Raw genomic sequence first — 24,230 nt, forward strand, 5'->3', positions numbered from 1 at the left:
TGGCCGGTGCCATGAAACCGTCTGAACCCGTCGGCTCCTGGCAGCAGCAAACTCTGGTTGAAGCCATACGTTTGCGCGAGACCCTATGGGGGCCTATTGAAGATCTGGCTGAGTCGCGCCGTGCGCGTGCGGCGGGTGGTTCATTTGCTCAGCGTGTATCGGCCCGGGCGCTGGCTTTGGCGCGTCGGGACGGCCTGGAACAAGCCTGGACCCGATGGTGGCGGATTGCCCGCCTTTTACTGATTGTCATGGCGGTGCTGGCCTTGCTGGCAGGGGCTGGAACGGCTGCAGGAGCCTTGGGTGATGGCAGCCGTCCGGTCAATGTCCTGACGGCCCTGGGGGCCTTGCTGGGCCTGCATGTGCTGACTCTGGTGTTCTGGCTGTTCAGCCTGGCGTGGTCGGGCAAAGGTAGCGGCACCGGTAGCTGGGCGGGGGATGCCTGGTGGTGGCTAAGCCGCCGCTTTGTCAAAGGCGATGCCAGTCTGGTTCCGCAGGCGTTTGCCGCTGTGCTGGCGCGTCGCGGTAGCCAGTCCTGGCTGGCGGGCCTGATCAGTCACTCGTTGTGGGTGCTGGCCTTCATGTCGGCCTTGAGCACTCTGCTTTTACTGCTGGCTTCGCGCCGCTATCACTTCAATTGGGAAACCACGCTCTTAACGCCCGATACCTTTGTCTGGCTGGTTGAAGGCATTGGTGCCCTGCCGTCTTTATTGGGCTTTTCTTTGCCCGATACGCTCACCATACGCAGCAGCGATGGCTTGCAAATGCTGGATGCTCAAGCACAGGCCCTGTGGTCCAGCTGGTTGCTGGGCGCAGTGGTCACTTATGGTTTGATCCCCCGCTTGCTGGCCTTGGCCTGGAGCCTGTGGCAATGGCGTAAACATACCGCCGCTTTACGTCTGGATGACAGTTTGCCGGGCTTGGCCGAGCTGCGCCCGCGCCTGATGCCGGCCAGCGAACCGACAGGTGTGGATGAGCTTGCTTCGCCTGATAAAGTGGCTCGGATTCAGAGTGAACCCAGGGCTCCTTTGCTTGCGGATGCTTTATGTGTGGTGGGACTGGAATTGCCTCCCGAGCAGAGCTGGCCACCCTCTTTTGTGAAGACGGGTATGCAGGATTTGGGTCGGGTGGATTCACGGGCTGAACGACTGGATATTCTGGGGCGTTTGCAGTCCGTGACCCCTCGCCATCTGTTGATGGTGTGTGATGCGGCCCAGACACCGGATCGCGGTGTGGTGGCCACGCTGGTCGAGTGGGCACAGTTGGCTCAGCAGTCTGGTGTCGTCTTGTTGGACGAGTCTTTGGCGGACCCGGATCAGGCGCGCCGTCGCAGTTGGCATGAGCGTCTGGTGGCAGCGGGTTTTGCGCCTGGGCAGATTCACGATCAATGGCCTGAATTGTCTCTGAAGGAGCCTTCATGAGTGCCGCTGCTTTAACGCTGGCTGTGGTGGGCCATACCAATACGGGCAAGACCTCTTTGCTGCGTACGCTCACGCGCGACACCGATTTCGGGCAGGTCAGCAATAGCCCTGGTACGACGCGCCATGTGGAAGGAGCTCGCCTGACAGTGGATGGCGAGGCCTTGGTGGAGCTGTTTGATACGCCGGGCCTGGAAGACAGCATGGCTTTGCTGGATTTCATGGATCAGTTAAGTCAGCCCGGTGAGCGCATTGACGGGCCAGAGCGGATTCGGCGGTTTTTGGAGTCGCCCGCTGCTCAAGGCCGTTTTGAACAAGAGGCTCGGGTACTGCGCAAGTTGCAATCTTGCGACGCAGGTTTGTATGTGGTGGATTCGCGCGACCCTGTGCTGAGCAAGCACAAGGATGAGTTGACGCTACTGGCCTATAGCGGCCGGCCTTTACTGCCGGTGTTGAATTTTGTGCGCAGCCCGCAGGCCCGGACTCAGGAATGGCGCGCCGCCTTGGCGCGTTTAGGTCTGCACGCCATGGCAGAGTTCGACACCGTGGCCCCTGCCCTGGATGGCGAGGCCTTGTTGTACGACAAGCTGGCAGTGCTCCTGGAAACTCAGGCCGGGGTGTTGCAACAGCTAAAGGTAGATATTGCGCAGCAGGCGGTCTTGCGTCGTCGTGATGCTTTGCGGCTGTTGGCGGAATTGTTGATCGATGTGGCGGCTTGGCGTGTAAGTAGCGCTGCGGATGCGGAATCTATGGAACTGGCGGCGCAGCAATTGCGTGAACCGGTTTTGGCGCGCGAGTCCAAGAGTGTGCAGGCTTTGCTCAAGCGTTATAGCTTTGGTCGCCAGGATGTAGTGGCCGATTTGCTGCATTTTGACGGTGGTCGCTGGGGAATGGATTTGTTCGACCCCCAGGCCCTGAAAGAGTTTGGCGTGCAGTTGGGCAAGGGTGTGGCTGCGGGAGCAATGGCCGGGGCCACTCTGGATGTGATGACAGGTGGTTTGAGTCTGGGAACTGGTACGGTTCTGGGGGCGTTGGCCGGTGGTCTTTGGCAAGGCGCGGACAAGTGGGGCCAGCGTTTGATGGGCAAGCTGCGCGGCGAGACTGAGTTGAGTGTGGATGACGCGGTTTTGCGTTTGCTGGCGGTGCGGCAGTTAAGTTTGATTGCCGCTCTGGAACGACGTGGGCATGCGGCGCAAACGCCAATTCGGCTAGGCGAGATTGATGCTGAAAGTTTTGATCAGGCCCTGCGACGAGAGCTGAATGTTTGGCGGGCGCAAGGCTTGCCGGAGGAGTTGGCGCAGGCGCGCATTCATCCGACGTGGTCTGCTTTGCGTTCTGACTACGCGCCGGATTCGCGGCGTGAGGCGTGTGTGCAGAGCTTGGTGCAACGCTTGCTGGGTGCTCGCAATGCAGCGCCTGGGGTAGTGGCTGAGTGATTGGTTTGTAGCGGTGACGCTGTGCCTGGCGGGGGCTTGGAGAGGGTTTCTAAAAGGCCATTCCTGATCTGCACAGGGTGTCGCAGGCTGATCACTTGCCGGCGCTGCGCACCGGGTCCCACGTTTGGGTCATTGCGACGGGCGCATCCTGAACTCGCACGATAACTCGTCCCCCGGACGAGCTATAAGCGTCGCGCTCAAACAGCAGGATGCTTGAATCCCGTCACTATGGCCCAAACGCGGCAAGTGCTCTGACTCGCCTGCAATGCCGTGTGCAGATCAGGAATGGCATTTGGTTTTTGCTCTCCCTCCCCCCTACTCATCAGGCTGTTTATTTATTTGATCTCTGTCAGTGGTTCAGGGAGTGCCGGCTTGGAGGTGTCCCTTGTCTTTGTTTCGATCTTTTGCTCTGTCGCCTGTGCAGTCAAAGGGAGCATGTTCAGGACATAAAAAAACGCCTGCCGGGGGGAGCCGGGCAGGCGTTTTTCGTTTTTGGTGATCTTGGGGATCAGGCTTTTTTGCTGACCAGCCCGTAGATAAACAGGACGATGATGGCACCGACAATGGAGCCTATCCAGCCTGCGCCTTCGCCGGGTACGTACCAGCCCATGGCTTGTCCCAGATAGCCTGCGACAAATGCGCCGACAATGCCCAGGATGGTAGTCAGGATCCAGCCCATTTTTTGGTCACCCGGCATGATGGCTCGTGCCAGCAAACCGACGATAAAGCCAACAATGATCATGGAGATAATACCCATCGCGCTACTCCTGTGTGTTGTTTGCCGGTCAGAGGTTCAGACCGCTGCGTCTATCTTAGGTATGGAGTTTTTAGGCGTCTATCGTTTTGCGCTATTCAAACGCTTGAAAGTGTCAGGCTTTGTAAACGGAATGTTGGAGCGCAGGCAGGCTATCTCGTGCAATAGCCTGCCTGTGTAGCTGTTAGGGCGCTTCTACGCCCCTATCCCGTGGCGTAGGTACAGGGTTTGCTCCATTTTTGTGGATCGCTGCCTTGGGCGGGCTTAACCCAGCAAAGCCGGTTTGTGCTTTTGTACCCATTGGGTCGCTTGTTCGTAGGCGTAGGACAGTTGCAACACGGCCAGGTCTGCCTGGGCTGGCCCCATGATTTGCAGGCCCATGGGCAGTCCGGCTTCGTTAAAGCCTGCTGGCACGTTCATGACGGGCAAGCCTGCCAGGGAGCCGCCAATCACAATTTCCATCCAGCGGTGGTAGGTGTCCATCTGGCGTCCGGCGATCTCGGTGGGCCAGTGGGTGCCGCCTGCGAAAGGGAAAACTTGGGCAGTAGGCAGGACCAGATAGTCGTAGGTCTGGAATAGTTTGCGCAGGCTTTCGTACCATTTGCTGCGGTTGACGGATGCCTGGTAGACCTGGGCAGCGCTCAGGTTCATGCCGCCTTCAATCTCCCAGATGGCTTCGGGCTTCATTTGGGCGCGAAGTTCAGGTTTGGCGTACAGGCCTTGTGCGGTGCCGGCTACCAGAAAGTGACGCAGGGTTAGCCAGGTTTGCCACAGTTGTTCCATGGAGTAGTCGGGTTGAGCTGCTTCGACGGTGCAGCCTATGGCCTGGAAGCTCTTTAAGGCGGTTTGGCACAGTTCCATGATGCCGGCCTGCATGGGCAGATAGCCGTTGAAGTCGCCCAGCCAGCCGATACGTGTCCCTTTGAAGTCCCGCTGGAGTTGGCCAGCAAATTGTCTTGGGTCCTGATTAATGCTGAGCGGGGTGCGTTCATCAAACCCGGCTTGGGTGGACAGCAGCATGGCTAGGTCGGAGACGGTACGTCCCATCGGGCCTTCGTAGCCCATTTGCTGGTAGAACACGTCGGAGGTCGGGCCATAGGGTACGCGGCCTTGCGAGGGTCGAAAACCGTAGACGTTGTTGAATGCGCCAGGGTTGCGCAATGAACCCATCATGTCGCTGCCATCGGCAACCGGCAGCATGCGCGTGGCCAGGGCAACGGCCGCGCCTCCGCTACTGCCCCCCGCGCAAAGATCGGGGGCGTAGGCGTTGCCGGTGGTGCCAAATACGCTGTTGTAGGTGTGCGAGCCCAGGCCAAATTCCGGGGTGTTGGTCTTGCCGATCAAGATGGCTCCCGAGCGCCGAACCCGTTCGACGATGATGGCGTCTTGCTTGGGCAGGTAGTCTTTGAAAATGGGGGAGCCATTGGTGGTGACAATATCAACGGTGGCAGCTAGGTCTTTCGGCGCTTGCGGCATACCGTGCATCCAGCCCAAGTACTGACCGGCTTGTAATTGCTTGTCGCGCTCATCAGCCTGGGCCAGCAAACCGCTGCGATCCTGTAAAGACACAATGGCGTTGACCTTGGGATTGATCCGTTCGATATGGTCCAGATAAGCCACCATCACTTCACGGCAGGACACTTGGCGTTGTGCTATCCAGTTAGACAGTGTCAAAGCATCGGCCATGATGATGTCTTGCGCCTGCCCAGGGCCGGGGACGGGCTTGGCAATGGCGTGACGCCCCAGGATCGGGGTCAGGCTTGCCAGTGACAGCAAGCCGCTTGTTTTCAGAAATCGGCGGCGTGCGCTCAGGGGCGTCAGTGTGTCGGTCATCTTGTCTCCAGGTGTTCTTTTTTTTGCGTGTGCCATCAAGTGGCCAAGCCATTCTATGCAGGTACAATGCGCGGCTCAAACGCCAAAAAATCATCAAGTTGATGCGGTCTGTGCATAAGCCGGTACAAGCGTCAGCAGGGGGACAAGCATGGACTTTCGCAAGCTGCGCCACTTCGTGGCCGTGTGCGAGCACGGTACTTTTCACCGGGCTGCACAAGCCGTCCATTTAAGTCAGTCGGCGCTTAGCCGCAGCATTCAGGCTTTGGAGCAGGAACTGGGGGTGCCGCTGTTTGATCGCAGCAGCCAGCGCAGCTTTCTGACCCCGTATGGCCGGGTGCTGCTGGAGCGCGCCAACCGTTTGCTGCAAGAAGGGCGAGCCCTGCAGCGCGAGCTGGCCTTGATTCAGGGCGAGGACGCGGGCAGTTTGCGCTTAGGGCTGAGCTCCACACCGGCGGCGGTTCTGCTGCATCCATGCATGGTGGCTTTACTGGGCGAATACCCGCGTTTGCGTGTTGATGCGGTCATTGGCCGCACCTTGGAATTGATCGAAGGCCTACGGCGCGAACGCTACGATATGGTCGTGCTGGATGTCAGCGCCGTTACCGACGTTCGCGGTCTGGAGATTGAGTATTTGCCTGCTATGCAGGGCGACATGCTGGTGCGCAAAGGCCACCCGCTCTTGCAACACCAGCCGCCGGATTTGGCTGCGGTCAGCCAATATCCCGTTGCTTGCTCGGTCATCAGTGATGATTTAACGGATCGTCTGATTGCTGAATTCGGGGCACAAGGACATCCAGAAGGTTTCGTGCGCTTTTGTTGTGATAGCTTCAGTATTCAGCGTGATGTGGTGCTCGATAGCGATATGGTCTTGATGAGCGTGTTGGCCGCCGTGCGTCGCGATATTGATTCGGGTGATCTGGTGCCGCTGGGGCTGTTCTCGGCGTCTTTGTCTGGCCATTACGCCTTGGTGCGCTTATCAGGGCGGACTCAACTGCCCGCTCTGGATCTTGTTTACGATCTGGCACGCCGCCTGTGTGCGACTTAAGCCAGTCGCTGTCTGTTGATTCGCCTTCTTACAGGGTTGGCTCATGACGATTCCCTTACCCACTTTGGACCTGCAACAGTTAGGCTCCGAGCAATCTTTGCGTGCGTTTATCGGCTGGTGGCCGGATGCGCAGACCCGCGCTTATCTGGCTGAGCAAGCGCTTCAGGCGCACGCCGTGTATGGCGGGCGGGTAATGCAGACCGATCACTTTCACTTGACGCTCGCCTTTCTGGACGGCAGTTCTGGCTCCTCTTTGCAGACTTTGGCGGCAGACATGGCGCACTGGACGGTGCCTGATATTCAGATGGACTTGAACCTGCGGGATGTGTTTGAAAAACCCCAGGTAGTTTGGGCGGGGCCGGATGAGTCGCAGAGTCAGGCGCAGGCTTTGTTACAGCAATGGCACGAGCAGATTTGGGACAGGCTGACCGCCTTGGGCTGGACTCAGCCGCCACGCCGTTTTCGCCCGCACGTGTCCTTGCTGCGCCATGCCCGTATTGCTCCGGAGCAATCACATTGCCATCCCTTACCCGTCCAGGCCTTTGTGGGGGAAGGCGTGGGTCTGATTGTGTCAGTGCCGGGCGAGCAGCGCAGCCAATATCATGTGGTTGCGACGGTGAACCCTGAAAGGACGGGCGCATGAACATCCGCTTTCTGGAGACATTTATCTGGATTGCCCGCCTGGGCAGCTTTCGTGCAGCAGCCAATAAGCAGCATCTGACGCAAGCGGCCGTGTCCGGACGGATTGCGGCTCTGGAGAGCGAGTTTCAAAAGACTTTGTTCGAGCGGGGCCATCGGGATCTGCGATTGACGCCCGCCGGGCGCAAGCTCATCCAGTATGCCGAGCAGATGCTGACTATGGAACATGACTTGCGTGAAGCCTTGGCGGGCTCCAGTCGCTTGAGTGGGCGAGTGCGTCTGGGCGTAGTGGAATCCATTGTGCATACCTGGTTCAAGGATTTGATTCGTCAGTTGCATGCCTTGTACCCCGAGCTGGAAATTGAACTGACGGCCGAGTCCACCCTGCGCCTGCACGACTTGTTAAAGCGCGGCACGATCGATGTGGCCTTGCAGACGGACCCGATTATGGGCGATGGCATTCGCAACTTGCCCATGGGCTCCATGCGCATGGGTTGGGTATGTATGGCGGGCGACACTATGCCGGCTCATAGTGGCTTGCAGGAGCTGGTACAACGCTGGCCCTTGGTGACATTCCCGCGTGGATCGCAGCCGCATCTGGCCTTGGTGCAGTTGCTTGAGCCTTTGCCCGTGGACCAGGCCCGGATTCACTATGTGTCCTCGATTGCGGCCAGTATGCAGTTGATTGAAGCCCAGCCCTGCGTGGCGACTTTGCCCTTGGCTGCGGTCAGCCGTCAATTAAATAGCGGCCTGTATCAGGAAATTGTTTGTGAACATACCTTGCCCGACTTGCGCCTGGTGGCCAGTTGGCGCCCTGACCCGCTGACGCAGACCGCTCAGGCTGTCATTGGTGTTGCCCTGGAACGCATGCATCATTTTGCTCAAGAACATCCCGGACTGGCCTTGCCCCCACCCGATACCCGTGTCTTCGCCATTTAGCCTTTGAGGGTTTTCCCCTTGCCTGTGCATGTGTACTGAGCGCAGGCTTGCTTGATAAGCTATATACCGCGCCACTCGCTGTAACTGATCGCTTTTTCCGATTGCTCCAGGCTGAAAAAAAACGTTTGGAATCTGCCTAGCCGCCATTGGACACTCCCATAAAGACTGTGCAATGACCTTGATTCGGGGAGCTTTTGTGTCTACTACCTTACGTACTGATCGTGATGCACCGGGGGAACTGTTCATCTGGACAGATATCGCGCCGGAGCATGAGCAGGATTTCAATCAATGGTATGAGCGCGAGCACATGGCAGAACGTGCGGCCATACCAGGCTTTCAGTGGTCTCGACGCTATGTGCGTCAGGGGGCCGGACGCAAGTATCTGGCCTTGTATCGCACTGAATCCCTAAGAGTGTTTGGGACTGAGGCCTATCGCCAGGCCTTCGAGCAGCAAACGGACTGGTCCATCGGCAATTTTGGCCGCATGAGCAATACCCAGCGCCGCGTGATGGCAGTGTCCTTATTAGGCGGTGCAGGCACCGGGGCTGTCGTCTTGTTGGTGCGTATGCCTGATTCTTCTCAAATCCAGCAACTGGCTCAGCAAAGTGCTGAGTTCTTGCAGCACACCGACGGCTTGCTGGCCTTGCGTGTGCTCACACCTGACCCAGACCTATCTACCCCCTTGCCGTCCGAAGATACGCAGCAGCGTCGTCTGGAACCGTATCTGGTGGCAGATCTGACCACTGCGGCGGCAGCTCGCACGTTCGCTGCGCAACTGCAAAAGGACCTGGGAGTAGCGAGCAATGATGTATCCGAGTTTTCTTTGTTGTGGGATCTGCGATCAACGGATCTGAATGCGAGCCGCCCATAAGGCGGTCATCACCTCAATTCTTGGGAGAAGCACCATCATGATTAAAAAACTACTTTCGCTTGCTTGCGTCGTGGCGCTGGCCGGTACGGCTCAGGCAGCCACTAATTGGAATATGACGGCTGAACAGCCCGATAGCAATTTCCTGACGCAAAACGCCCGCGAGTTTGCGGCGGACATTAAAGCGGCAACCAATGGTGAGCTGAACATCAATGTGCAATCAAACTCCGTCTTGCTGAAACGCCCCGAGGTAAAGCGCGGTGTGCAGCAAGGTGTGGTGCAGCTTGGTGAAATGCTGGTGGCCGCCATTGGCAACGAAGATCCTTTGTTCGAGGTCGATAGCGTCCCCTTCCTGGCTTCGTCTTTTGATCAGTCAGAAAAACTCTGGAAAGCGACCCGTCCTTTCCTGGCCGAGCGCCTGGACAAGCAGGGCATTGTTCTGGTCTACGGTTCGCCTTGGCCACCGCAAGGTATCTACACCAAAAAGCCGGTTGAGCAGTTGGCAGACCTGCAAGGCGTGCGCTTTCGTGCCTACAGCCCAGCCACCAGTCGTCTGGCGACTTTGATGGGCGCCGTGCCTACCACGGTGCAAACGCCGGAAGTACCACAGGCTTTTTCCACCGGCATTATTGATGCCATGCTGACCTCGCCCGCCACGGGTGTGGACTCCCAAGCCTGGGACTACGTGAAGTACTACTACGATGCGCAGGTTTTCATCCCCCAGAGCTTTGTCATCATGAACAAGCGTGCTTTCCAGCGCCTGCCTGAAAATGTTCAGAAAGCCGTGCTGGACGCCGGTGCGCGTGCCGAGGAACGGGGCTGGGCCATGTCGCGCGAACAGACCTCCAAGCTGACTCAGACCATGGCGGATAAGGGCATGGTGGTGGGCAATCTGAGCGAGAAGCTTTCAGGCGAGATGCACGCGATTGGCAAGACCATGACAGAGGAGTGGCTGGGCAAGGCCGGTGCTGATGGCCAAAAGCTGCTTGACGACTACCGTCAACCCTAAAAAGAGGTGCGTCCATGATCTTGCTGGAACGTATGGCCAGATGTTGCGGCGCACTAGCCGCCTTCTTTCTGTGTTTGATTGGGGTGGTGGTGACCGCGCAGATCGTGGCGCGCCTGTTTTCCATGCAAATACCCGCCTCGGATGATTTCGCAGGCTGGTTTATGGCAGCGTCCATTTTTCTGGCGCTGCCCTATGCCATGTTGCGCGGCGATCATATCCGCGTGTCCTTGTTGCTGCAGGTAATCCCCCAGCGCCTGCACCGTCCCTATGAATTGGGTGCCACAACTTTTGGTCTGCTTTTGTCGGCCTGGTGTACCTGGGAAACGGCTCATTTTGTGTACGAGTCTTTTATTTATAAGGAAGTGGCCCAGGGCATGGTGGCGGTGCCGCTGTGGGTACCGCAGTTGGGCATGCCTATTGGTTTGGGATTGCTGACTTTGATGCTGCTGCGGCGTTTGCTGCGTGTCATCCAGGGTCAAGAATTGGAGGCAACTGAACATGGCTGATTTATCTCAGGCAATTGTGCTGTTTGTGGTTCTGCTTGCCTTGCTGGCCAGTGGCGTGTGGGTGGCGCTGGTTCTGATTGCTTGCGGTATTTTGTCCATCATTTTGTATGCAGATGCACCAGCGGGCATTATTTTTGCCACCAAGGCGTGGGATTCCTCGGCCAGTTGGGCGCTGACGGCGTTGCCCCTGTTTATCTGGATGGGGGAGATTTTGTATCGCACCCGCTTGGCTGAAGACATGTTCAGCGGGCTGGGGCCGTGGGTGCAGCGTTTGCCTGGTCGCCTAGTGCACGTCAACACGCTGGGCTGCGGTATTTTTGCGGCAGTTAGCGGCTCTTCTGCTGCCACAGCCGCGACCATCGGCCGTATTTCCTTGCCGGAACTGAAAGCGCGGGGGTATGACGACAGCATCAGCATTGGTTCCCTGGCGGGGGCTGGAACGCTGGGGCTGCTGATCCCGCCTTCCATCGTCATGATCGTCTACGCCGTGGCGGCGCAGGTGTCCATCATTCGCCTGTTTGTGGCGGGTGTGCTGCCGGGCATCATGCTGATGTGTCTGTTCTCGCTCTACATTGCAATTTGGTCTATCCGTCATCCTGACCGTGTTCCGGCCTCTACCGAGGAGCTGAGCCTGGGCGAGAAAATCCGCCGCCTGCGTTTGCTCTTGCCGGTGGTCTTGTTGATCATGGCGGTGATCGGTTCAATTTACGGTGGGATTGCCACGGCGACCGAGGCGGCTGTGCTGGGCGTAGTTGGTTCGCTGATTATTGCTGCTTTTGGACGCTCTTTGAGCTGGAAGAACTTTACGGACAGTTTGCTGGGCGCGGCTCGCACCTCTTGCATGATCTCTTTCATCCTGATCGGTGCCGCTTATCTGACCAGTGCCATGAGCTTTACCGGCCTACCCGCGAATCTGGCTGCCTGGATTGGTTCTTTGGGCTTGAGCCAGTATGGCTTGATCGCGGTCCTGACCGTTTTCTTCATCATCCTGGGCGCATTCCTGGACGGGATTTCCATTGTGGTGCTGACTACCTCGGTGCTTTTGCCTGCTGTCATCGCGGCCGGTATTGACCCGATCTGGTTTGGTATCTACTTGATCTTGACGGTGGAGATGGCCCAGATTACCCCGCCCATTGGCTTCAATCTATTTGTGATTCAGGGCATTACCGGGCGCAATTTGTTTGAACTGGTACGCATGGCCTTTCCGTTCTTCTTGGTGCTGGTTCTGGCGACGGTGCTAGTGACGATCTTTCCGCAAATCGTCATGGTCTTGCCCAATGCCATGTAAGGGGGAGGTGGGATGACAACGTCGTATGTGGTCTTGGGTTCGCAGCGTTATCGGGTGGACCGTGTCTGGACGCAAGCCGATGTCAGCAGCATCAGCAGCGTGGCGGTCCTGGCCGATGGGCGTATTGCAGCCTTGCTGCGGCGTCCGGCCTGCGTGCTGGTGCTGGCGCCGGACGGTCAAGTTTCCGCCCGGTGGGCGCTGGACGAGGTTCTATGCCCGCACCACATCAGCGCCCGTCCGCAAGGCGGTGTCTTGATCACGGATCTGGACGGGCATCAGATCATTGCCTTGGATAATCAAGGCAATGAGCAATGGCGACTGGGCCAGCCGGACCAGCCACGCTGGCAGGAGCCTTTTAATCACCCTACTCATGCGATTGAATGTGCGGACGGTGGATTGTGGGTCAGCGATGGCTACGGCAACACCGTGGTGCATCGCTTTGACCCGCAACGTCAATGGCTGGCTGCCCTGGGGGCACCAGGCAGCGGGCCTTTGCAGTTCAGTACGCCCCATATGCTGGCCAGCGCAGCCGATGGCTCAGTCTGGGTGGCAGACCGGGAAAATAACCGGGTTCAACATCTGGACGGGCAAGGCCGTTATTTGGGTGAATTGCGCCCCATGCACAAGCCTATGGCAGTGGCGGTACAAACGGACGGCTCGGTTTTAGTTAGTGACCAAACGGCTGCCCTATCCCTTTTTGACCCGGATTCGGGCAGTTTGCTTGGCCGTTGCCGTGTTTATGGCGTGTATGGGCATGGCTTGGCTGCGGGTTTGGACGGGCGAATTTATATAGCGGAAATGCTGCCCGATTGCCTGACTTGCTTACAGTCAGCTTAATCGTCCACAAAGGATGAAAAAGTAGTCTTTGTTATGCAAGCTCGCAAAGCAAATCCATTAGACTATGCGCATGAATACGTCCGCGCCTCTGTATGTTCGTACAGATTCTCCCGGCCAGCTGCAATTGCTGGGCGATTGGTCCTTGCGTCACTATGAAGCTCTGCAAAGCAGTTTGCATGCGCTCAGTGACAAAGAGGACCAGTGGTCGCTGGATTTCAGCGAACTCAAATCCCTGGATACTGCGGGTGCCCAAGTCCTGTGTGAATGGCTGGGCGCCGAGCGCGTCCACGCTGCCCTGGACGGCGCACAAGGTCTGTCCAAAGAGCGTCATCAACTACTGAACACGGTTGCCAAGGCAATGAGCCGTATGGACCAGAAGCATCTGGCCCCAGCGCGCTGGGGCATTCTGGATTTGTTCGAGCGGGTTGGTCTGGCCATGGTGCACATCACACGCAATGTGCGTGAGCTGCTGGGCTTTATTGGTCTGACGCTGGAAACGCTGGTTTTGAATATGCTGCGACCCAGCCAATGGCGCGTCACGTCCATTGTGGCGCAACTGGAAGAAACCGCCTTTAACGCTGTTCCGATTGTGGCTTTGCTCACCTTCTTGGTGGGGGCGGTGATCGCCTTTCTGGGGGCGACTGTCTTAGCGGATTTTGGGGCCACCATCTACACCGTCAACTTGGTTGGCTTTTCCTTTCTGCGCGAATTTGCGGTGCTGTTAACCGCCATTTTGATGGCCGGCCGTACGGCCAGTGCCTTTACCGCACAGATTGGCTCCATGAAAGCGAACGAGGAAATCGATGCCTTGCGTGCTCAGGGCTTAAATCCCATCTTGATTCTGGTGATCCCGCGTGTGCTGGCGATGCTGCTGGCCATGCCCATTCTGACTTTTGTCGGCATGGTGGCCGGTATTTTCGGCGGTGCATTGGTTTGTGCTCTGATTCTGGATATTTCGCCCACCATGTTTATCAATATCTTCAATCAGGATATTGATTTGCGGCACTTTGTCCTGGGGATGTCCAAAGCGCCGATCTTCGCGTTTTTGATTGCCGTCATTGGCTGTCAGGAAGGCTTTAAAGTCACAGGCAGTGCTCAGTCGGTGGGTGAACACACGACTTCCGCGGTGGTTCAATCCATCTTTATCGTGATTCTGATCGACGCGCTGGCAGCGCTGTTTTTCATGGAGATGGGATGGTAGAGGAAAGCGCTCATGCCATTATCCAAGTGCGCGATCTGGACAATCGCTTTGGCGATCACGTGGTGCACGAACATCTGGATATGGATGTGTACCCCGGCGAAATCGTCGGTGTGGTGGGGGGCTCGGGGACCGGGAAATCCGTACTCTTGCGCTCCATCCTGGGTCTGCGCCCGCCCACTGGTGGCACAGTGCGTATCTTCGATCAGGAAATCGGCAGCTTGTCGCCCGAAGAGCGCTCGCGTCTGGAGCGTCGCTTGGGGGTCTTGTTTCAGCAAGGCGCCCTGTTCTCATCACTCACCGTGGTGGAGAACATTGCGATGCCTTTGATCGAACACATAGGCTTGTCGCGCTCCTCTGCCGAACATATTGCCGCCATGAAGATGGCGCTGGCCGGTTTGCCGGCTAATGCAGCCACCAAATATCCTGCTGAGCTGTCCGGTGGCATGATCAAACGTGCTGCCTTGGCCCGAGCCTTGGCACTGGACCCGGAAATTCTGTTTCTGGACGAACCCACTGCCGGTCTGGACCCGGTGGGTGCAGGTGATTTTGACCAGCTTATTTTGACCTTGCGTGATGCGCTGGGTCTGACTGTGTTTCTGGTCACACACGATCTGGATACGCTCTACACCATTTGTGATCGGGTGGCCGTGCTGGCGCAAAAGCGCGTGCTGGTTAACGACACACTGGCCCGTGTGGAGCAAGTTGATAACGACTGGATCAAGGAATATTTCCACGGTCCACGGGGACGGGCCGCCCAACAGGCCCAAAACCGTCGTCAGGAGCATTGTTAATGGAACCGCGTGCCCATCATGTATTGATCGGGGTCTTCACCTTAGTGGTGGCTGTGGCTGCTGTCTTGTTCTCGCTTTGGCTGGCCAAGGCAGGACAGGATGCCGAGACCCGTGATTACGATATCGTCTTTTTGGAAGGCGTCCGTGGCCTGTCCCGTGGCAGTGCCGTGCAGTACAACGGCTTGCGTGTCGGTGAAGTGCGCTTGCTGCGCCTGGACCCGAACGACTTGCAGCGTGTACGCGCACAAGTGTCGATTCAGGCCTCCATCCCCATTCATGAAGACACACAGGCGCGTCTGGCCTTAGCTGGCATTACGGGCCAGTCTGTCATTGAGCTGAGTGGCGGCACACCTAACAGCCCCTTGCTGCAAGCTACGACGGAAGAAGGCCTGCCCATGATCGTGGCCTCGCCCTCTCCGCTGGCTCAGTTGATGGCGGGCGGTGAAGAGCTGATGACGCAAATTTCCATGCTGCTGGATAACGCCAATAACTTCCTGTCGTCCGAGAACTCCCAGTCTTTGTCGGCCAGTTTGCAAAAACTGGAGACCTTGATGGGGCAGCTATCGACGGCGGGTGAAGGTGTACCTGCTTTGGTGAAAGACTTGTCTCAGGCCAGTCAGCAGGCCACGACCTTGCTGGCCTCCACCCAGGGTCTGGTGGATAGACAAGGGACACAGGCCATGAATGCTGTGCAGAAATCCATGCAAGATTTCAGCCGTGCAACGCAAAGCCTGAACAAGCTGCTGCAAGAAAATTCGGCGGCGATTGGCCGAGGCGCTCAGGGCCTGACCGAGATTGAGCCCGCTTTGCGAGAGCTGCGTCAGGTGCTGGCCGGTTTCCGGGCCGTGACATCCAGGCTGGAAGATAATCCCGCTGGCTACCTCTTGGGTCGCGACAAATTACAGGAGTTCACACCATGATGCCCATCGTTGTGCGTCGTTTGCTGCAGGCATCGGTCCTTGGTTTGGCTGCTTTGTCGGCCGCTTGCTCGATCTTGCCCCAGGCCGAATCTCTGACTTATTACCAGCTTCCTGCGACAGATCTGAGTGCCCAGACGAGCTCTGCCGCGCATAAGAATCTGGTTATCCAGGTGGACCGGCCTCATGCGGATCGCTTGTTGGCCAGTTCACGCATTACCGTCCTGCCTCAAGGCAATGAGCTGAGTGCTTATAAGGGCGTGCGGTGGAGCGATGATGTACCTGCTTTGCTGCGCAATCGTTTGGCTGATGCCTTGCGTGACGCTGCCCAATTTCGCGCCGTTGTACTCGATAGCGAGTCTGTCATTGCCGACTGGGAGCTGGGCGGAGCCCTAAGTGCCTTCCAGGTGGAGTATGTCCAGGGCGCCCCGCGAGTACGTGTTCAACTGGACGCCTTGTTGCGTGACCAGCGATCAGGCCAGTTGATCCAGACCCGCCGCTTCTTGGTGGAACAGAACGTGGATGGCACGGCTGTGCCGCAGGTGGTGGAGGCCTTTGGTGCCGCTACCGACACCTTGTCTCAGCAAGTGACCCAGTGGTTAGGCTCTTTGACGGTTCAAAACCCACCACTTTAATGACATGTATGAGTCTCGCAATCAGCCTTTGATTTCAAGTGTTCAGTTTGCCAAACGGCTGCTGGGTCATGGTGTGATCGGCATTGTGTTTGTGGCTTTTTCCCTGATGCTGGGTGCATTGGGCCATATGTGGTTTGAAGATAATGTTCATTGGCACGATGCGGCTCTGAACGCGGCCATGATGGTAGGGGGGCTAGGCCCAATGGCCTTGCCCGAGACCTGGGCAGGGAAAGTGTTTTTTGCTGTTTATGGGGCGTATGTCAGCTTGGTATTGGCCGCTACTTTCGGCTTGATCATTGCCCCTGTGCTGCATCGAATACTGCATACCTTCCATCTGGAAGATTAAAAAAGGGCGCTGTTTTCAGCGCCCTTTTTTATCAACCCTGTACCCGCTCTTGCTCCAGCCTGGCAATCAGTGCCGGTAATTCGTCCATGCGGCGAAAGGTGTCGTGCACACCGATTTCTCGCAAGTCCTGTTCTTTGTCGGGAACGGGGCAATAGCCCAAGACCGTTGCACCTGCTGCCAGACCTGCTGTAGCACCGGTCACGCTGTCTTCCACAACGATACAGTGCTTTGGGTCTACGCCCAGGCCTTGGGCCGCGGCCAGATAAACATCCGGGTAGGGTTTGTTGCGGGGCGTTTCGGCACCGCTATAAATGTGGCTGCCAAAGTAATCCAGCAGGCCGGTTTGCCCCAATTGCAGGACCAGTTTGGCCCGATCCGCACCGGAGGCGCAGGCAATCATGCCGGGCTTGTCACGCAAAATGGTGTCCAAGGCGGTTTGTATGCCGGGAATCGCTACGACCTCGTTGCTCAGGGCGTGATTGCGGCGCATGCGAAAGGCCATCACCCATTCCATATCCAGGTCTTTGCCTGTCATCTTGCGCACGGTGGGCATTTCATCTGGCAGTGCTTTGCCTATAAACCAGTCATAGCACTGCTCGTAGCTCATGACCCAGCCTTCCTCTTGCAACATGTCCCGCAGTACACGAACCGTGATTGGTTCGCTGTCCACCAGCACCCCGTCACAATCAAACAGCACAGCAGAAAATGTCATCGGTAATACCTTTAAGCCAACAAAACTATAAGACTGTGATGATACAGCAGGCAGACCTGGGTCAGGATTGAGCGTCCCGGTGCAGGCCGCGCCCTATGAGGGCTGACTGTGCCTAGTGAAAACCCCGACTCATAAATAATTGATTATTGATATATTTATATCTAAACTAAAATTTCATAATAAACCTTTCTGCGGAAATTCCGTCATGGTGCATAAAACAACTCGGGTGGTGGCAGCAGCTTTGCTGGCAATGGGAATGGCTGGCGCTCAGGCAGCGGAAGTAACGCTTAAAGCGGTATCTGTCTTTACGATGGACACCTTTTTTACCAAGCGATTCAAGCAGTTCGTTGAAAAGGTCAACACAGAAGGCAAGGGCCTGGTGCAGATCAATGTTATCGGTGGTCCAGAGGCGATTCCTCCTTTCGAGGTGGGTAATGCCCTGCGCTCCGGCGTGATCGATTTTGCCAATACCACGGCTGTGTTTCACGCCAATCTGGTGCCGGAAGCGCTGGCTTTGACGCTGACAGAAAAGCCCATGAGCGAGCTGCGCCAAAATGGCGGCTACGAGCTGATGGACAAGATTCACCGTGAAAAAGCCAATATCACCTGGCTGGCACGCACAAGCGACGGCTTGCAATACCACATCTACACCAACAAACCTGTCACCTCTGCAGACTTGTCTGGCTTCAAGCTGCGTGGCGTACCGGTGTACCTGTCCTTTTTCCGTGAAATCGGCGCGACTCCTTTGCAGATTCCACCCGGCGAGGTCTACACCGCGCTGGAGCGTGGCGTGGTGGACGGCTATGGCTGGCCATCGGTGGGTGTGATGGAAATGGGCTGGCATGAAAAAACCAAGTATCGCGTAGAGCCTGGTTTCTACAACGTGGAAGTGGGCTTTTTCATGAACCAAAAAAGCTGGGAAAAGCTGGACGAAGAACAAAAAGCCTTTATGCGTAAGCAGATCGAGTGGATGGAGTCGCAGAACGTGACTGAACACCAGATGGCTATCGACGAAAAAGCCGCTACCGAGCAAGCTGGTGTGCAAGCTCTGGTGCTGGAGCCTGAAGTGGCTCGTTCCTTGCGTACCAAGGCTTACGAATCCGGTTGGGCCGGTATCGACAAGTCCAGCCCCAAATATGCCGCGCAACTGCGTGAACTGTTTGGTGGCTACCAGCCTTAAACACGACTGCTGTTGTTAGTGCTTGACGGTGGACATTGCTCCTTTAAGGACGGTGTCCACTTTTTGATGGTGTCTCCTGGGCTGCATAGTGCAGTTCCGTTCAGTGACCTTGATTTGCGGAGAAGACGAGATGTCTGCTGCAGCTTCCCCGGAAGGCTTGCCTTCCAACCAGACCTGGGGGCGTCCTTACGCCCTGTTAATGAACACCTGCGGCGCAGTGGCGGCCCTGACTTTTGGGCTGATGAGCCTGCTGGTTTGCGCTGACGTCGTTCTGCGAAACCTGGGTTACGACCTGCTGTCCACCAGCGTGGAAGTGACTGAATACATGCTGATTATTGCCACCTTCATGGCAGCGCCTTGGGTGCTGTATCTGGGCGGTCATATTCGCATTGATGTGCTGTGCAACAACTTGCCCCTGAAGGCTCAGAAGGTGCTGGATACGATCTCCAACCTCTTGGGCTTGGTCGTGTGCGGTGTGCTGGCCTGGCAATGTGCGCTGGTCGCCCTGGACTCGCATGAGCAAGGCGCCATGGTATTTAAAGCGCTGGTCTTTCCGGAGTGGTGGTTGAACCTGCCGCTGATGGTGGGGGCTGGTCTGCTGACACTGGAATTCCTGCGCCGTCTGGTCTCCCGTAACACCGAGCAAGGAGCCTGAGCGTGGAATGGCAAATGGCACTGATCCTGATGCTCGGATCACTTTTTCTTTTGATGGCAATTGGCACCCCCGTGGTGTTCGCCTTCTTATCCGTTAACTTGCTGGGCGCCTGGTTGTTTCTGGGCGAGGCCGCCGGTTTGGCCCAGTGGGCGCGTAACACCACGGCCTCCATCGGCAGCTTTTCCCTGACGCCTATCCCGCTGTTCATTCTGATGGGTGAGGTTCTATTCCATACCGGGCTGGCCTTCAAAGCCATCGACTCCATCGAGCGCATGATCTCGCGTGTTCCCGGCAAGCTGTCTATCGTCAGTATTCTGGGCGGCACCACCTTCGCCACCTTGTCTGGTTCGTCTATCGCCAACACGGCCATGATGGGCGGCGTCATGCTGCCTGAAATGCTGCGTCGCGGCTATCACCCCACCATGGCAATGGGCCCCATCATGGCTGTGGGCGGTATCGCCATGCTGATCCCGCCTTCCGCGCTGGCAGTGATGCTGGGTAGCCTGGCTGGAATCTCCATCGAACGCCTGTTGATTGGCGGTATCTTGCCCGGCATGCTGATGGCCCTGGGCTTCCTGGCCTACGTGATCGTACGCAGCCGCCTGCGCCCGCAAGACGCACCCATGAGCGACGAAGACCCCGCAACCCGCCTGAAAGGCTGGGCGCTGTGGAAACCCTTCGTGCTGAACGTCGTACCTTTGCTGGGTATCTTTATCGCGGTTGTTGGCTCCATGCTGGCAGGTTGGGCATCGCCTACCGAATCGGCTGCCATCGGCGTGCTGGCCTCGGTGATTGCCACCATCGCCTACCGCGCCCTGACCCTGAAAGCTTTGTGGAAAAGCCTGATAGAAACCGCCAAAGTATCGGTGGTCATTTTGTTCATCCTGGCTGCGTCCACCACCTTCGCTCAACTGCTGAGCTTCTCCGGTGCCAGCGCAGGTTTTCTGAGCATGATCAAAGACTACAACCTGTCGCCGTTCGCGCTGGTTATTTGCATGCTGCTGGTCTTGCTGGTGATTGGCACGGTGCTGGATCAAATCTCCATGATGATGATCGCCTTGCCCTTCTTCATGCCCCTGGCTCTGGCCGCTGGCGTGGACACCGTCTGGCTGGGTGTGATGATCTTGATCGCCTTGGAAATTGGCCTGCTGACCCCACCCTTTGGCTTGCTGTTGATCGTGATGCAAAGTGTGGCCCCGCCTTCCATCCGCCTGCCGCACATCTATCGTGCTGCCGTCCCCTTCCTGGTGATCGAAGTCGCGGTACTGGCACTGGTGCTGTTCATCCCTTGGATTGCAGTGGGATTGCCCGGTTTGATTGGATAAGGCAGAACAGTCGGCCTGAAAGTGGGATAACAAGCAGCTTGTCCCACGCAGAAAGTCGAGATCTTGGAACGACTTTCAAACTAAAAAACCTGAGTTCGGCAGAAGCCAAGCTCAGGTTTTTTTTGTGCTTGATAGTGTCGATCGGTTTTTACCGTCGTCTGTCTGTGTGTTCACGCTGCCTTTCAAGAGTTTGCAGGCATTCAGCTTTGGGGGTGAGGGGCCAGTTGCTTTGTGTACACAGATAGCGTTGATACGAATACCAAAACCTGTCCTACAAACATTGCGATAGCCCCCGCTCGATAACAGATGCTGTGAGCTGATGCAGTGGTCCTTAAGGCTTTGGGGCGGTTTAGGTGACTTGCCGCAGGCGGATAATCGCGCAGGGGTGCAAGCACCTTGCTGTTTGAGTCCGACGCTTGTGCTTAGTCCGGGGGACAAAGCACCGGGCGAGTTCAAGGTGCGCCCGTAGCGATTAGCGGACCAGGGCACCGGGGCGCAGCACTGGCAAGTTGCCAGCACGGACGCCTCAAGGGCCCCTGAATCAGCGCCCTATAGTGTGACCTTCTTACTCTCGAATGGACGGCGCGTCAGAGTGCTGGCATGCACTCCGTCTGCACCGCTCCTGTCTTGTCATGGCACGTTAAAAAGCTCTCTCCCAAGGGGCGTAAAACTCCCAGAGAGAGCATGCTTTAGCTTTCCACGGTATCCGCGTAAATCCCGCCATCCCGCAAAACCAAAGCTACTTTATCTCCGCGTCCCACCTTCTCATCCAGCACGCGGGCAATCAGCACCGGCCCGGCATCACTGGCCACCGTCGCCAATATATACAGCGCCTGCCCGCCGTCTAGCGCAGGCGTAACACTGCGAGTTAGCTCTGTCACGGTCCCTGAACCACACTCTTGCGCCTCAAACACATCCCCATGGCACGAGGGACATAAAAACCGCGCTGGGAAAACGCGATGATCACACTGCACACAACGAAATACAGTAGAACTCATCACAGGGCCTCCAAAACAAGTGCTGTCGAACACATGCCATAGCGATACTCCACCATGCCGTAGCCCGTTACCAAGCCATAGCGGGCCTGCGCCACCTGACGTTCCCCAGCTTGACTGCTTAACTGACGCATTACCTCCACCAGACCATGCAAGCTGCATGCTGCTCCTGCCTGACCTGCGGACAATTGCCCGCCAGAAGTATTCAGGGGCAGACGTCCCGTTGCAATCGACTCGTGAATAAAGCGCTTGGCTCCATCAGCTTCAAAAAAGCCCAAATCCTGCAACTGGGCCAAGACCATGACGGGGTAGTCATCATAAATGCTGACGACATCCATATCCGCTGGACTCAAACCCGAATCCGCCCACAAAGCCGGTGCCAGGGCAGCCAATCCGGTGCTCAGGCCGTCGCCCTGCTGATCATCAATATTGTGAAAACTGCGTAAAGCCTTCACCGTAATGGCGGGTTGATTTTGCGCCGCCGGATGGTCCGCGCGCATCACAATCAAGGCATTGGCCCCATCCACCACGGGCACGCAGTCCAGGCGAGTCAAGGGGTCAGCCACCACAGGCGCGTTCAGATACTCGTCCAGACTCATGGGTGAGCGATAAGCGGCATCAGGATTCAGGCTGGCCCATAGGCGCTGGCGCATCACCAAGGCTGCATAATCTTCCCGCTCCAAACCCAGCTTGCGCATCTGGTTTGCGGTCAGCATCGCAAAGCGATGATTGGGACTACCCGCCCCTAAAGGCCGCAAATGCTCGTAGGTTGTCTGGTTATAGTTTTCAACCAGTTGCTGGAAATCTTTGGCCTGAAAGTGATCGCCCGCCACAATCGCAATACAGCGCGCATCACCTGCTTGTACGGCGCGAATGGCGTGCTGCAAGATGTTCAGGCCGCTGGCACCGCCATTGCTGTCGTCCATAACCCAGCCCACCTTCAAACCCAACTTCCAGGCCAAATCAATTGCCCGGTCCGGCGCATGCGTGAATGAAGCCACGCCCAGCCCGTCAATATCGCTGGCCTGAACACCGGCTGCCGCAATGGATTGCTTGAAAGCCTGGGCCAAGAGCTCGGATGTGCTGCGCTGACCGCGCCGTGTATAGGTGACTTCGGTAGCGCCTAGAAGGCGCACCGTATCCAGATTGAAACTAGGCGTCATAGTGAAGTCCCGTGGCAGCGATTAGCGGCGTACTTGGTAGCCGGCTTTTTCTCTATCCCAGGTGTCGGGACCAATGCCACGATCACGCAGGGCAAACTTTTGAATCTTGCCATTTTCCGTGGTGGGCAACACGTGTGCAAATTCAATAAAGCGCGGCACTGCAAAGTAAGGCAGACGGCGTTCGCAGTGTTGCAGCAGTTCTTCGCAACTGACCGCGCAATCCGGGCGCAACACAATCATGGCCATAACTTCGTCTTCGGCCAGCTCAGACTTAGCCGCATAGACGGCCACAGTGTGCACGGAGGGATGGCTGGCCAAAGCCTGCTCGACCTCATAAGAAGAAATGTTTTCACCACGGCGGCGAATCATGTCTTTTAGGCGGTCCACAAAACGGTAATAACCATCAGCATCGCGCACGACACGGTCGCCGGTGTGAAACCACAGGTTTTTCCAGGTTTCCACTGTCTTGTCAGGCTGGCCGTAGTAACCCAGTGCGAAAGCATAAGGCTCATCGGCGCGCAGCAACAATTCACCCACTTCACCGTCTGGTAAAGGGCTGTCATTCTCATCAACGACCAAGGCTTCAAAGCCCTCAGAGACGCGGCCCATATAGCCATTGCGCTGCTCTTGAATGCCGCGGCCCATCACATAGTTGGTTTCAGTGGAACCGAAGCCGTCCAGAAGGTGCATATGGCAGCGTTCCAGAAACTGGCTGTGAAATTGTTCCGGCACGCCAGGGCCCAGGGCGATGCGGGTCTTGTGCTGCTTTTCAGCTGGAGTGACTGGCTTGGACAGCAAAATAGGCACCATCGCACCGAGCAGGTAAGTGATGGTCGCGCCGGTCTGGCACAGATTGTCAAAGAAACGGCTGGCAGAAAAACGCTTGTCCACGACCATGCAGGCGTCGCTGACCAATGCCTGGAAGAAGGTGTTCAAGGCATTGGTATGGAACAGGGGCAAGCAGGTATAGAGCACATCGTCCGGCTTCATGCCCAGCTTGCTGGCGGTGTAGATGCCCCACCAGTAAAACTGAGCGTGCGGGCATTGCACGCCTTTAGAAGGGCCGGAGGTGCCGGAGGTGTACAGAATGGCCAGCGTGTCGCCGGGGCCGATATCGGCAGGCTCGCAGTAGTCACCCAAAGGGGGGAGTTCGCAGGTGGCAACCGACAGCGTTTGTGCGGCTTGTTCCCCCTGGATCAGCCAGGCCTGTTGCACGGCCGTGGCACCCAGGTCCACGTCCGCCAGCAATGGGGTCAGATCGGTTTCGATGACCAGCAGGCTGGCCTGGCTATTGCTCAGGATATGTTGCAGCTGTGCACCGCGCGAGGCGGTGTTGATGGGCACCACAATGGCACCCAGCCAGCCGCAGCCCAAGACCATGTCCATGAACTCACGTCGGTTGGTGCAAAGCAGGGCAACACGGTCGCCACGCTTGATACCGGCAAGACTTAAGCGGCTGGCACTGGCGGCGGCAGCCTGCAAGGTCTGAGCACCGGTATAGCTGCTTTGTCGGTCTGAAAACAATGGCGCATCCCCCATGCGCTCTGCACGCAGGCGCAGCAGTGCAGGCACCGTGCGTTGCGCGGCAGGCAGTGAGTGCAGCGGCAGTTCAGAAGCAGGAATGGAATGGGCGTTCATCGTCTATCTCCCGGCCAGCGCGATTAAGGCAGCAAGCCGATGTGCATGGGTGAAATTACTAATATCGTGCAAACAGTATACTGCAATATATTATTTATAAATT

At 57.1% G+C, this 24,230-nt stretch carries 24 protein-coding genes; 18 read left to right on the top strand and 6 right to left on the bottom strand.

Features of this window, described 5'->3' with window-relative positions:
• Positions 1-11 precede the first annotated feature (11 nt).
• A complete protein-coding gene (locus AC1RSM_RS17910) occupies positions 12-1,418 on the top strand; it encodes a DUF2868 domain-containing protein (protein WP_492933925.1) in 1,407 nt (468 codons plus the stop codon).
• Complete coding sequence (locus AC1RSM_RS17915) at positions 1,415-2,851, top strand: DUF3482 domain-containing protein (RefSeq protein WP_492933926.1); 1,437 nt, start codon at positions 1,415-1,417, stop codon at positions 2,849-2,851. Before AC1RSM_RS17910 ends, AC1RSM_RS17915 begins: the two co-directional genes overlap by 4 nt.
• A gap of 508 nt (positions 2,852-3,359) precedes the next feature.
• Here AC1RSM_RS17915 and AC1RSM_RS17920 read toward each other — a convergent pair.
• Positions 3,360-3,608 (bottom strand): GlsB/YeaQ/YmgE family stress response membrane protein, encoded by a 249-nt coding sequence (locus AC1RSM_RS17920; protein ID WP_492933927.1) that lies wholly within the window; start codon positions 3,606-3,608, stop codon positions 3,360-3,362.
• Between the two features lie 261 nt (positions 3,609-3,869).
• On the bottom strand, positions 3,870-5,438 hold the full coding sequence (locus tag AC1RSM_RS17925) for an amidase (RefSeq protein ID WP_492933928.1): 1,569 nt from the start codon (positions 5,436-5,438) through the stop codon (positions 3,870-3,872).
• A 148-nt stretch (positions 5,439-5,586) separates the two neighbouring features.
• On the opposite strand from AC1RSM_RS17925, the gene AC1RSM_RS17930 reads away from it, so the two are divergent.
• From AC1RSM_RS17930 to AC1RSM_RS17990, 13 genes are all read left to right on the top strand, one after another.
• A complete protein-coding gene (locus AC1RSM_RS17930) occupies positions 5,587-6,483 on the top strand; it encodes a LysR family transcriptional regulator (protein WP_492933929.1) in 897 nt (298 codons plus the stop codon).
• A 43-nt stretch (positions 6,484-6,526) separates the two neighbouring features.
• Complete coding sequence (gene thpR / locus AC1RSM_RS17935; protein ID WP_492933930.1) at positions 6,527-7,126, top strand: RNA 2',3'-cyclic phosphodiesterase; 600 nt, start codon at positions 6,527-6,529, stop codon at positions 7,124-7,126.
• Entirely contained in the window at positions 7,123-8,061 is a 939-nt protein-coding gene (locus AC1RSM_RS17940) for a LysR family transcriptional regulator (protein ID WP_492933931.1), read from the top strand. The genes thpR and AC1RSM_RS17940 overlap by 4 nt, the downstream gene beginning before the upstream one ends.
• A gap of 196 nt (positions 8,062-8,257) precedes the next feature.
• Complete coding sequence (locus AC1RSM_RS17945; RefSeq protein ID WP_492933932.1) at positions 8,258-8,932, top strand: hypothetical protein; 675 nt, start codon at positions 8,258-8,260, stop codon at positions 8,930-8,932.
• 37 nt (positions 8,933-8,969) lie between these two features.
• Complete coding sequence (locus AC1RSM_RS17950) at positions 8,970-9,938, top strand: TRAP transporter substrate-binding protein (RefSeq protein ID WP_492933933.1); 969 nt, start codon at positions 8,970-8,972, stop codon at positions 9,936-9,938.
• A 14-nt stretch (positions 9,939-9,952) separates the two neighbouring features.
• Positions 9,953-10,444: a TRAP transporter small permease gene (locus AC1RSM_RS17955; protein ID WP_492933934.1), complete on the top strand. Its 492-nt coding sequence runs from the start codon at positions 9,953-9,955 to the stop codon at positions 10,442-10,444.
• Entirely contained in the window at positions 10,437-11,732 is a 1,296-nt protein-coding gene (locus AC1RSM_RS17960; protein ID WP_492933935.1) for a TRAP transporter large permease, read from the top strand. Before AC1RSM_RS17955 ends, AC1RSM_RS17960 begins: the two co-directional genes overlap by 8 nt.
• Positions 11,733-11,744: 12 nt before the next feature.
• Positions 11,745-12,569: an NHL repeat-containing protein gene (locus tag AC1RSM_RS17965; RefSeq protein WP_492933936.1), complete on the top strand. Its 825-nt coding sequence runs from the start codon at positions 11,745-11,747 to the stop codon at positions 12,567-12,569.
• Positions 12,570-12,633: 64 nt separating this feature from the next.
• Positions 12,634-13,770 carry an ABC transporter permease gene (locus AC1RSM_RS17970; protein WP_492933937.1) on the top strand — a complete coding sequence of 379 codons (1,137 nt, stop codon included), beginning with the start codon at positions 12,634-12,636 and terminating at the stop codon, positions 13,768-13,770.
• On the top strand, positions 13,764-14,561 hold the full coding sequence (locus AC1RSM_RS17975) for an ABC transporter ATP-binding protein (protein WP_492933938.1): 798 nt from the start codon (positions 13,764-13,766) through the stop codon (positions 14,559-14,561). The genes AC1RSM_RS17970 and AC1RSM_RS17975 overlap by 7 nt, the downstream gene beginning before the upstream one ends.
• Positions 14,561-15,481, top strand: a complete 921-nt coding sequence (locus AC1RSM_RS17980) for an MlaD family protein (RefSeq protein WP_492933939.1) — start codon at positions 14,561-14,563, stop codon at positions 15,479-15,481. Before AC1RSM_RS17975 ends, AC1RSM_RS17980 begins: the two co-directional genes overlap by 1 nt.
• Positions 15,478-16,113, top strand: coding sequence for an ABC-type transport auxiliary lipoprotein family protein (locus AC1RSM_RS17985; RefSeq protein ID WP_492933940.1), 636 nt, complete (start codon positions 15,478-15,480; stop codon positions 16,111-16,113). Before AC1RSM_RS17980 ends, AC1RSM_RS17985 begins: the two co-directional genes overlap by 4 nt.
• 4 nt (positions 16,114-16,117) lie before the next feature.
• Entirely contained in the window at positions 16,118-16,459 is a 342-nt protein-coding gene (locus AC1RSM_RS17990) for a hypothetical protein (protein ID WP_492933941.1), read from the top strand.
• A 31-nt stretch (positions 16,460-16,490) separates the two neighbouring features.
• Here AC1RSM_RS17990 and AC1RSM_RS17995 read toward each other — a convergent pair whose 3' ends face one another.
• Complete coding sequence (locus AC1RSM_RS17995) at positions 16,491-17,171, bottom strand: HAD family hydrolase (RefSeq protein ID WP_492933942.1); 681 nt, start codon at positions 17,169-17,171, stop codon at positions 16,491-16,493.
• Positions 17,172-17,376: 205 nt separating this feature from the next.
• On the opposite strand from AC1RSM_RS17995, the gene dctP reads away from it, so the two are divergent.
• From dctP to AC1RSM_RS18010, 3 genes are all read left to right on the top strand, one after another.
• Entirely contained in the window at positions 17,377-18,351 is a 975-nt protein-coding gene (dctP, locus tag AC1RSM_RS18000) for a TRAP transporter substrate-binding protein DctP (protein ID WP_492933943.1), read from the top strand.
• A gap of 130 nt (positions 18,352-18,481) precedes the next feature.
• On the top strand, positions 18,482-19,006 hold the full coding sequence (locus tag AC1RSM_RS18005; RefSeq protein WP_492933944.1) for a TRAP transporter small permease: 525 nt from the start codon (positions 18,482-18,484) through the stop codon (positions 19,004-19,006).
• A gap of 2 nt (positions 19,007-19,008) precedes the next feature.
• Positions 19,009-20,331: a TRAP transporter large permease gene (locus AC1RSM_RS18010; RefSeq protein ID WP_492933945.1), complete on the top strand. Its 1,323-nt coding sequence runs from the start codon at positions 19,009-19,011 to the stop codon at positions 20,329-20,331.
• A 689-nt stretch (positions 20,332-21,020) separates the two neighbouring features.
• Here the strand turns inward: AC1RSM_RS18010 and AC1RSM_RS18015 are convergent.
• Genes AC1RSM_RS18015 through AC1RSM_RS18025 form a run of 3 tightly spaced genes read right to left on the bottom strand, consistent with a single transcriptional unit; the run spans position 21,021 to position 24,127 of the window.
• Positions 21,021-21,329, bottom strand: a complete 309-nt coding sequence (locus tag AC1RSM_RS18015; protein WP_492933946.1) for a Zn-ribbon domain-containing OB-fold protein — start codon at positions 21,327-21,329, stop codon at positions 21,021-21,023.
• Entirely contained in the window at positions 21,329-22,489 is a 1,161-nt protein-coding gene (locus tag AC1RSM_RS18020; RefSeq protein WP_492933947.1) for a thiolase family protein, read from the bottom strand. Before AC1RSM_RS18020 ends, AC1RSM_RS18015 begins: the two co-directional genes overlap by 1 nt.
• 21 nt (positions 22,490-22,510) lie before the next feature.
• Positions 22,511-24,127 carry an ATP-dependent acyl-CoA ligase gene (locus tag AC1RSM_RS18025; protein ID WP_492933948.1) on the bottom strand — a complete coding sequence of 539 codons (1,617 nt, stop codon included), beginning with the start codon at positions 24,125-24,127 and terminating at the stop codon, positions 22,511-22,513.
• Between the last annotated feature and the right edge of the window lie 103 nt (positions 24,128-24,230).

It is taken from the genome of Alcaligenes sp. GW821-FHT11D07, assembly GCF_058808495.1.

Bases quoted from the DNA above. Each gene is read 5' to 3' on its own strand.
- AC1RSM_RS17940 (WP_492933931.1), top strand. From the start codon at position 7,123: ATGAACATCCGCTTTCTGGAGACATTTATCTGGATTGCCCGCCTGGGC.
- AC1RSM_RS18015 (WP_492933946.1), bottom strand. From the start codon at position 21,329: ATGAGTTCTACTGTATTTCGTTGTGTGCAGTGTGATCATCGCGTTTTC.
- AC1RSM_RS17950 (WP_492933933.1), top strand. From the start codon at position 8,970: ATGATTAAAAAACTACTTTCGCTTGCTTGCGTCGTGGCGCTGGCCGGT.
- AC1RSM_RS17920 (WP_492933927.1), bottom strand. From the start codon at position 3,608: ATGGGTATTATCTCCATGATCATTGTTGGCTTTATCGTCGGTTTGCTG.
- AC1RSM_RS17925 (WP_492933928.1), bottom strand. From the start codon at position 5,438: ATGACCGACACACTGACGCCCCTGAGCGCACGCCGCCGATTTCTGAAA.
- AC1RSM_RS17980 (WP_492933939.1), top strand. From the start codon at position 14,561: ATGGAACCGCGTGCCCATCATGTATTGATCGGGGTCTTCACCTTAGTG.
- AC1RSM_RS17970 (WP_492933937.1), top strand. From the start codon at position 12,634: ATGCGCATGAATACGTCCGCGCCTCTGTATGTTCGTACAGATTCTCCC.
- AC1RSM_RS17915 (WP_492933926.1), top strand. From the start codon at position 1,415: ATGAGTGCCGCTGCTTTAACGCTGGCTGTGGTGGGCCATACCAATACG.
- thpR (WP_492933930.1), top strand. From the start codon at position 6,527: ATGACGATTCCCTTACCCACTTTGGACCTGCAACAGTTAGGCTCCGAG.
- AC1RSM_RS18025 (WP_492933948.1), bottom strand. From the start codon at position 24,127: ATGAACGCCCATTCCATTCCTGCTTCTGAACTGCCGCTGCACTCACTG.
- dctP (WP_492933943.1), top strand. From the start codon at position 17,377: ATGGTGCATAAAACAACTCGGGTGGTGGCAGCAGCTTTGCTGGCAATG.
- AC1RSM_RS18005 (WP_492933944.1), top strand. From the start codon at position 18,482: ATGTCTGCTGCAGCTTCCCCGGAAGGCTTGCCTTCCAACCAGACCTGG.
- AC1RSM_RS17990 (WP_492933941.1), top strand. From the start codon at position 16,118: ATGTATGAGTCTCGCAATCAGCCTTTGATTTCAAGTGTTCAGTTTGCC.
- AC1RSM_RS17960 (WP_492933935.1), top strand. From the start codon at position 10,437: ATGGCTGATTTATCTCAGGCAATTGTGCTGTTTGTGGTTCTGCTTGCC.
- AC1RSM_RS17985 (WP_492933940.1), top strand. From the start codon at position 15,478: ATGATGCCCATCGTTGTGCGTCGTTTGCTGCAGGCATCGGTCCTTGGT.
- AC1RSM_RS17975 (WP_492933938.1), top strand. From the start codon at position 13,764: ATGGTAGAGGAAAGCGCTCATGCCATTATCCAAGTGCGCGATCTGGAC.
- AC1RSM_RS17955 (WP_492933934.1), top strand. From the start codon at position 9,953: ATGATCTTGCTGGAACGTATGGCCAGATGTTGCGGCGCACTAGCCGCC.
- AC1RSM_RS18020 (WP_492933947.1), bottom strand. From the start codon at position 22,489: ATGACGCCTAGTTTCAATCTGGATACGGTGCGCCTTCTAGGCGCTACC.
- AC1RSM_RS17965 (WP_492933936.1), top strand. From the start codon at position 11,745: ATGACAACGTCGTATGTGGTCTTGGGTTCGCAGCGTTATCGGGTGGAC.
- AC1RSM_RS17910 (WP_492933925.1), top strand. From the start codon at position 12: ATGAAACCGTCTGAACCCGTCGGCTCCTGGCAGCAGCAAACTCTGGTT.
- AC1RSM_RS17995 (WP_492933942.1), bottom strand. From the start codon at position 17,171: ATGACATTTTCTGCTGTGCTGTTTGATTGTGACGGGGTGCTGGTGGAC.
- AC1RSM_RS17930 (WP_492933929.1), top strand. From the start codon at position 5,587: ATGGACTTTCGCAAGCTGCGCCACTTCGTGGCCGTGTGCGAGCACGGT.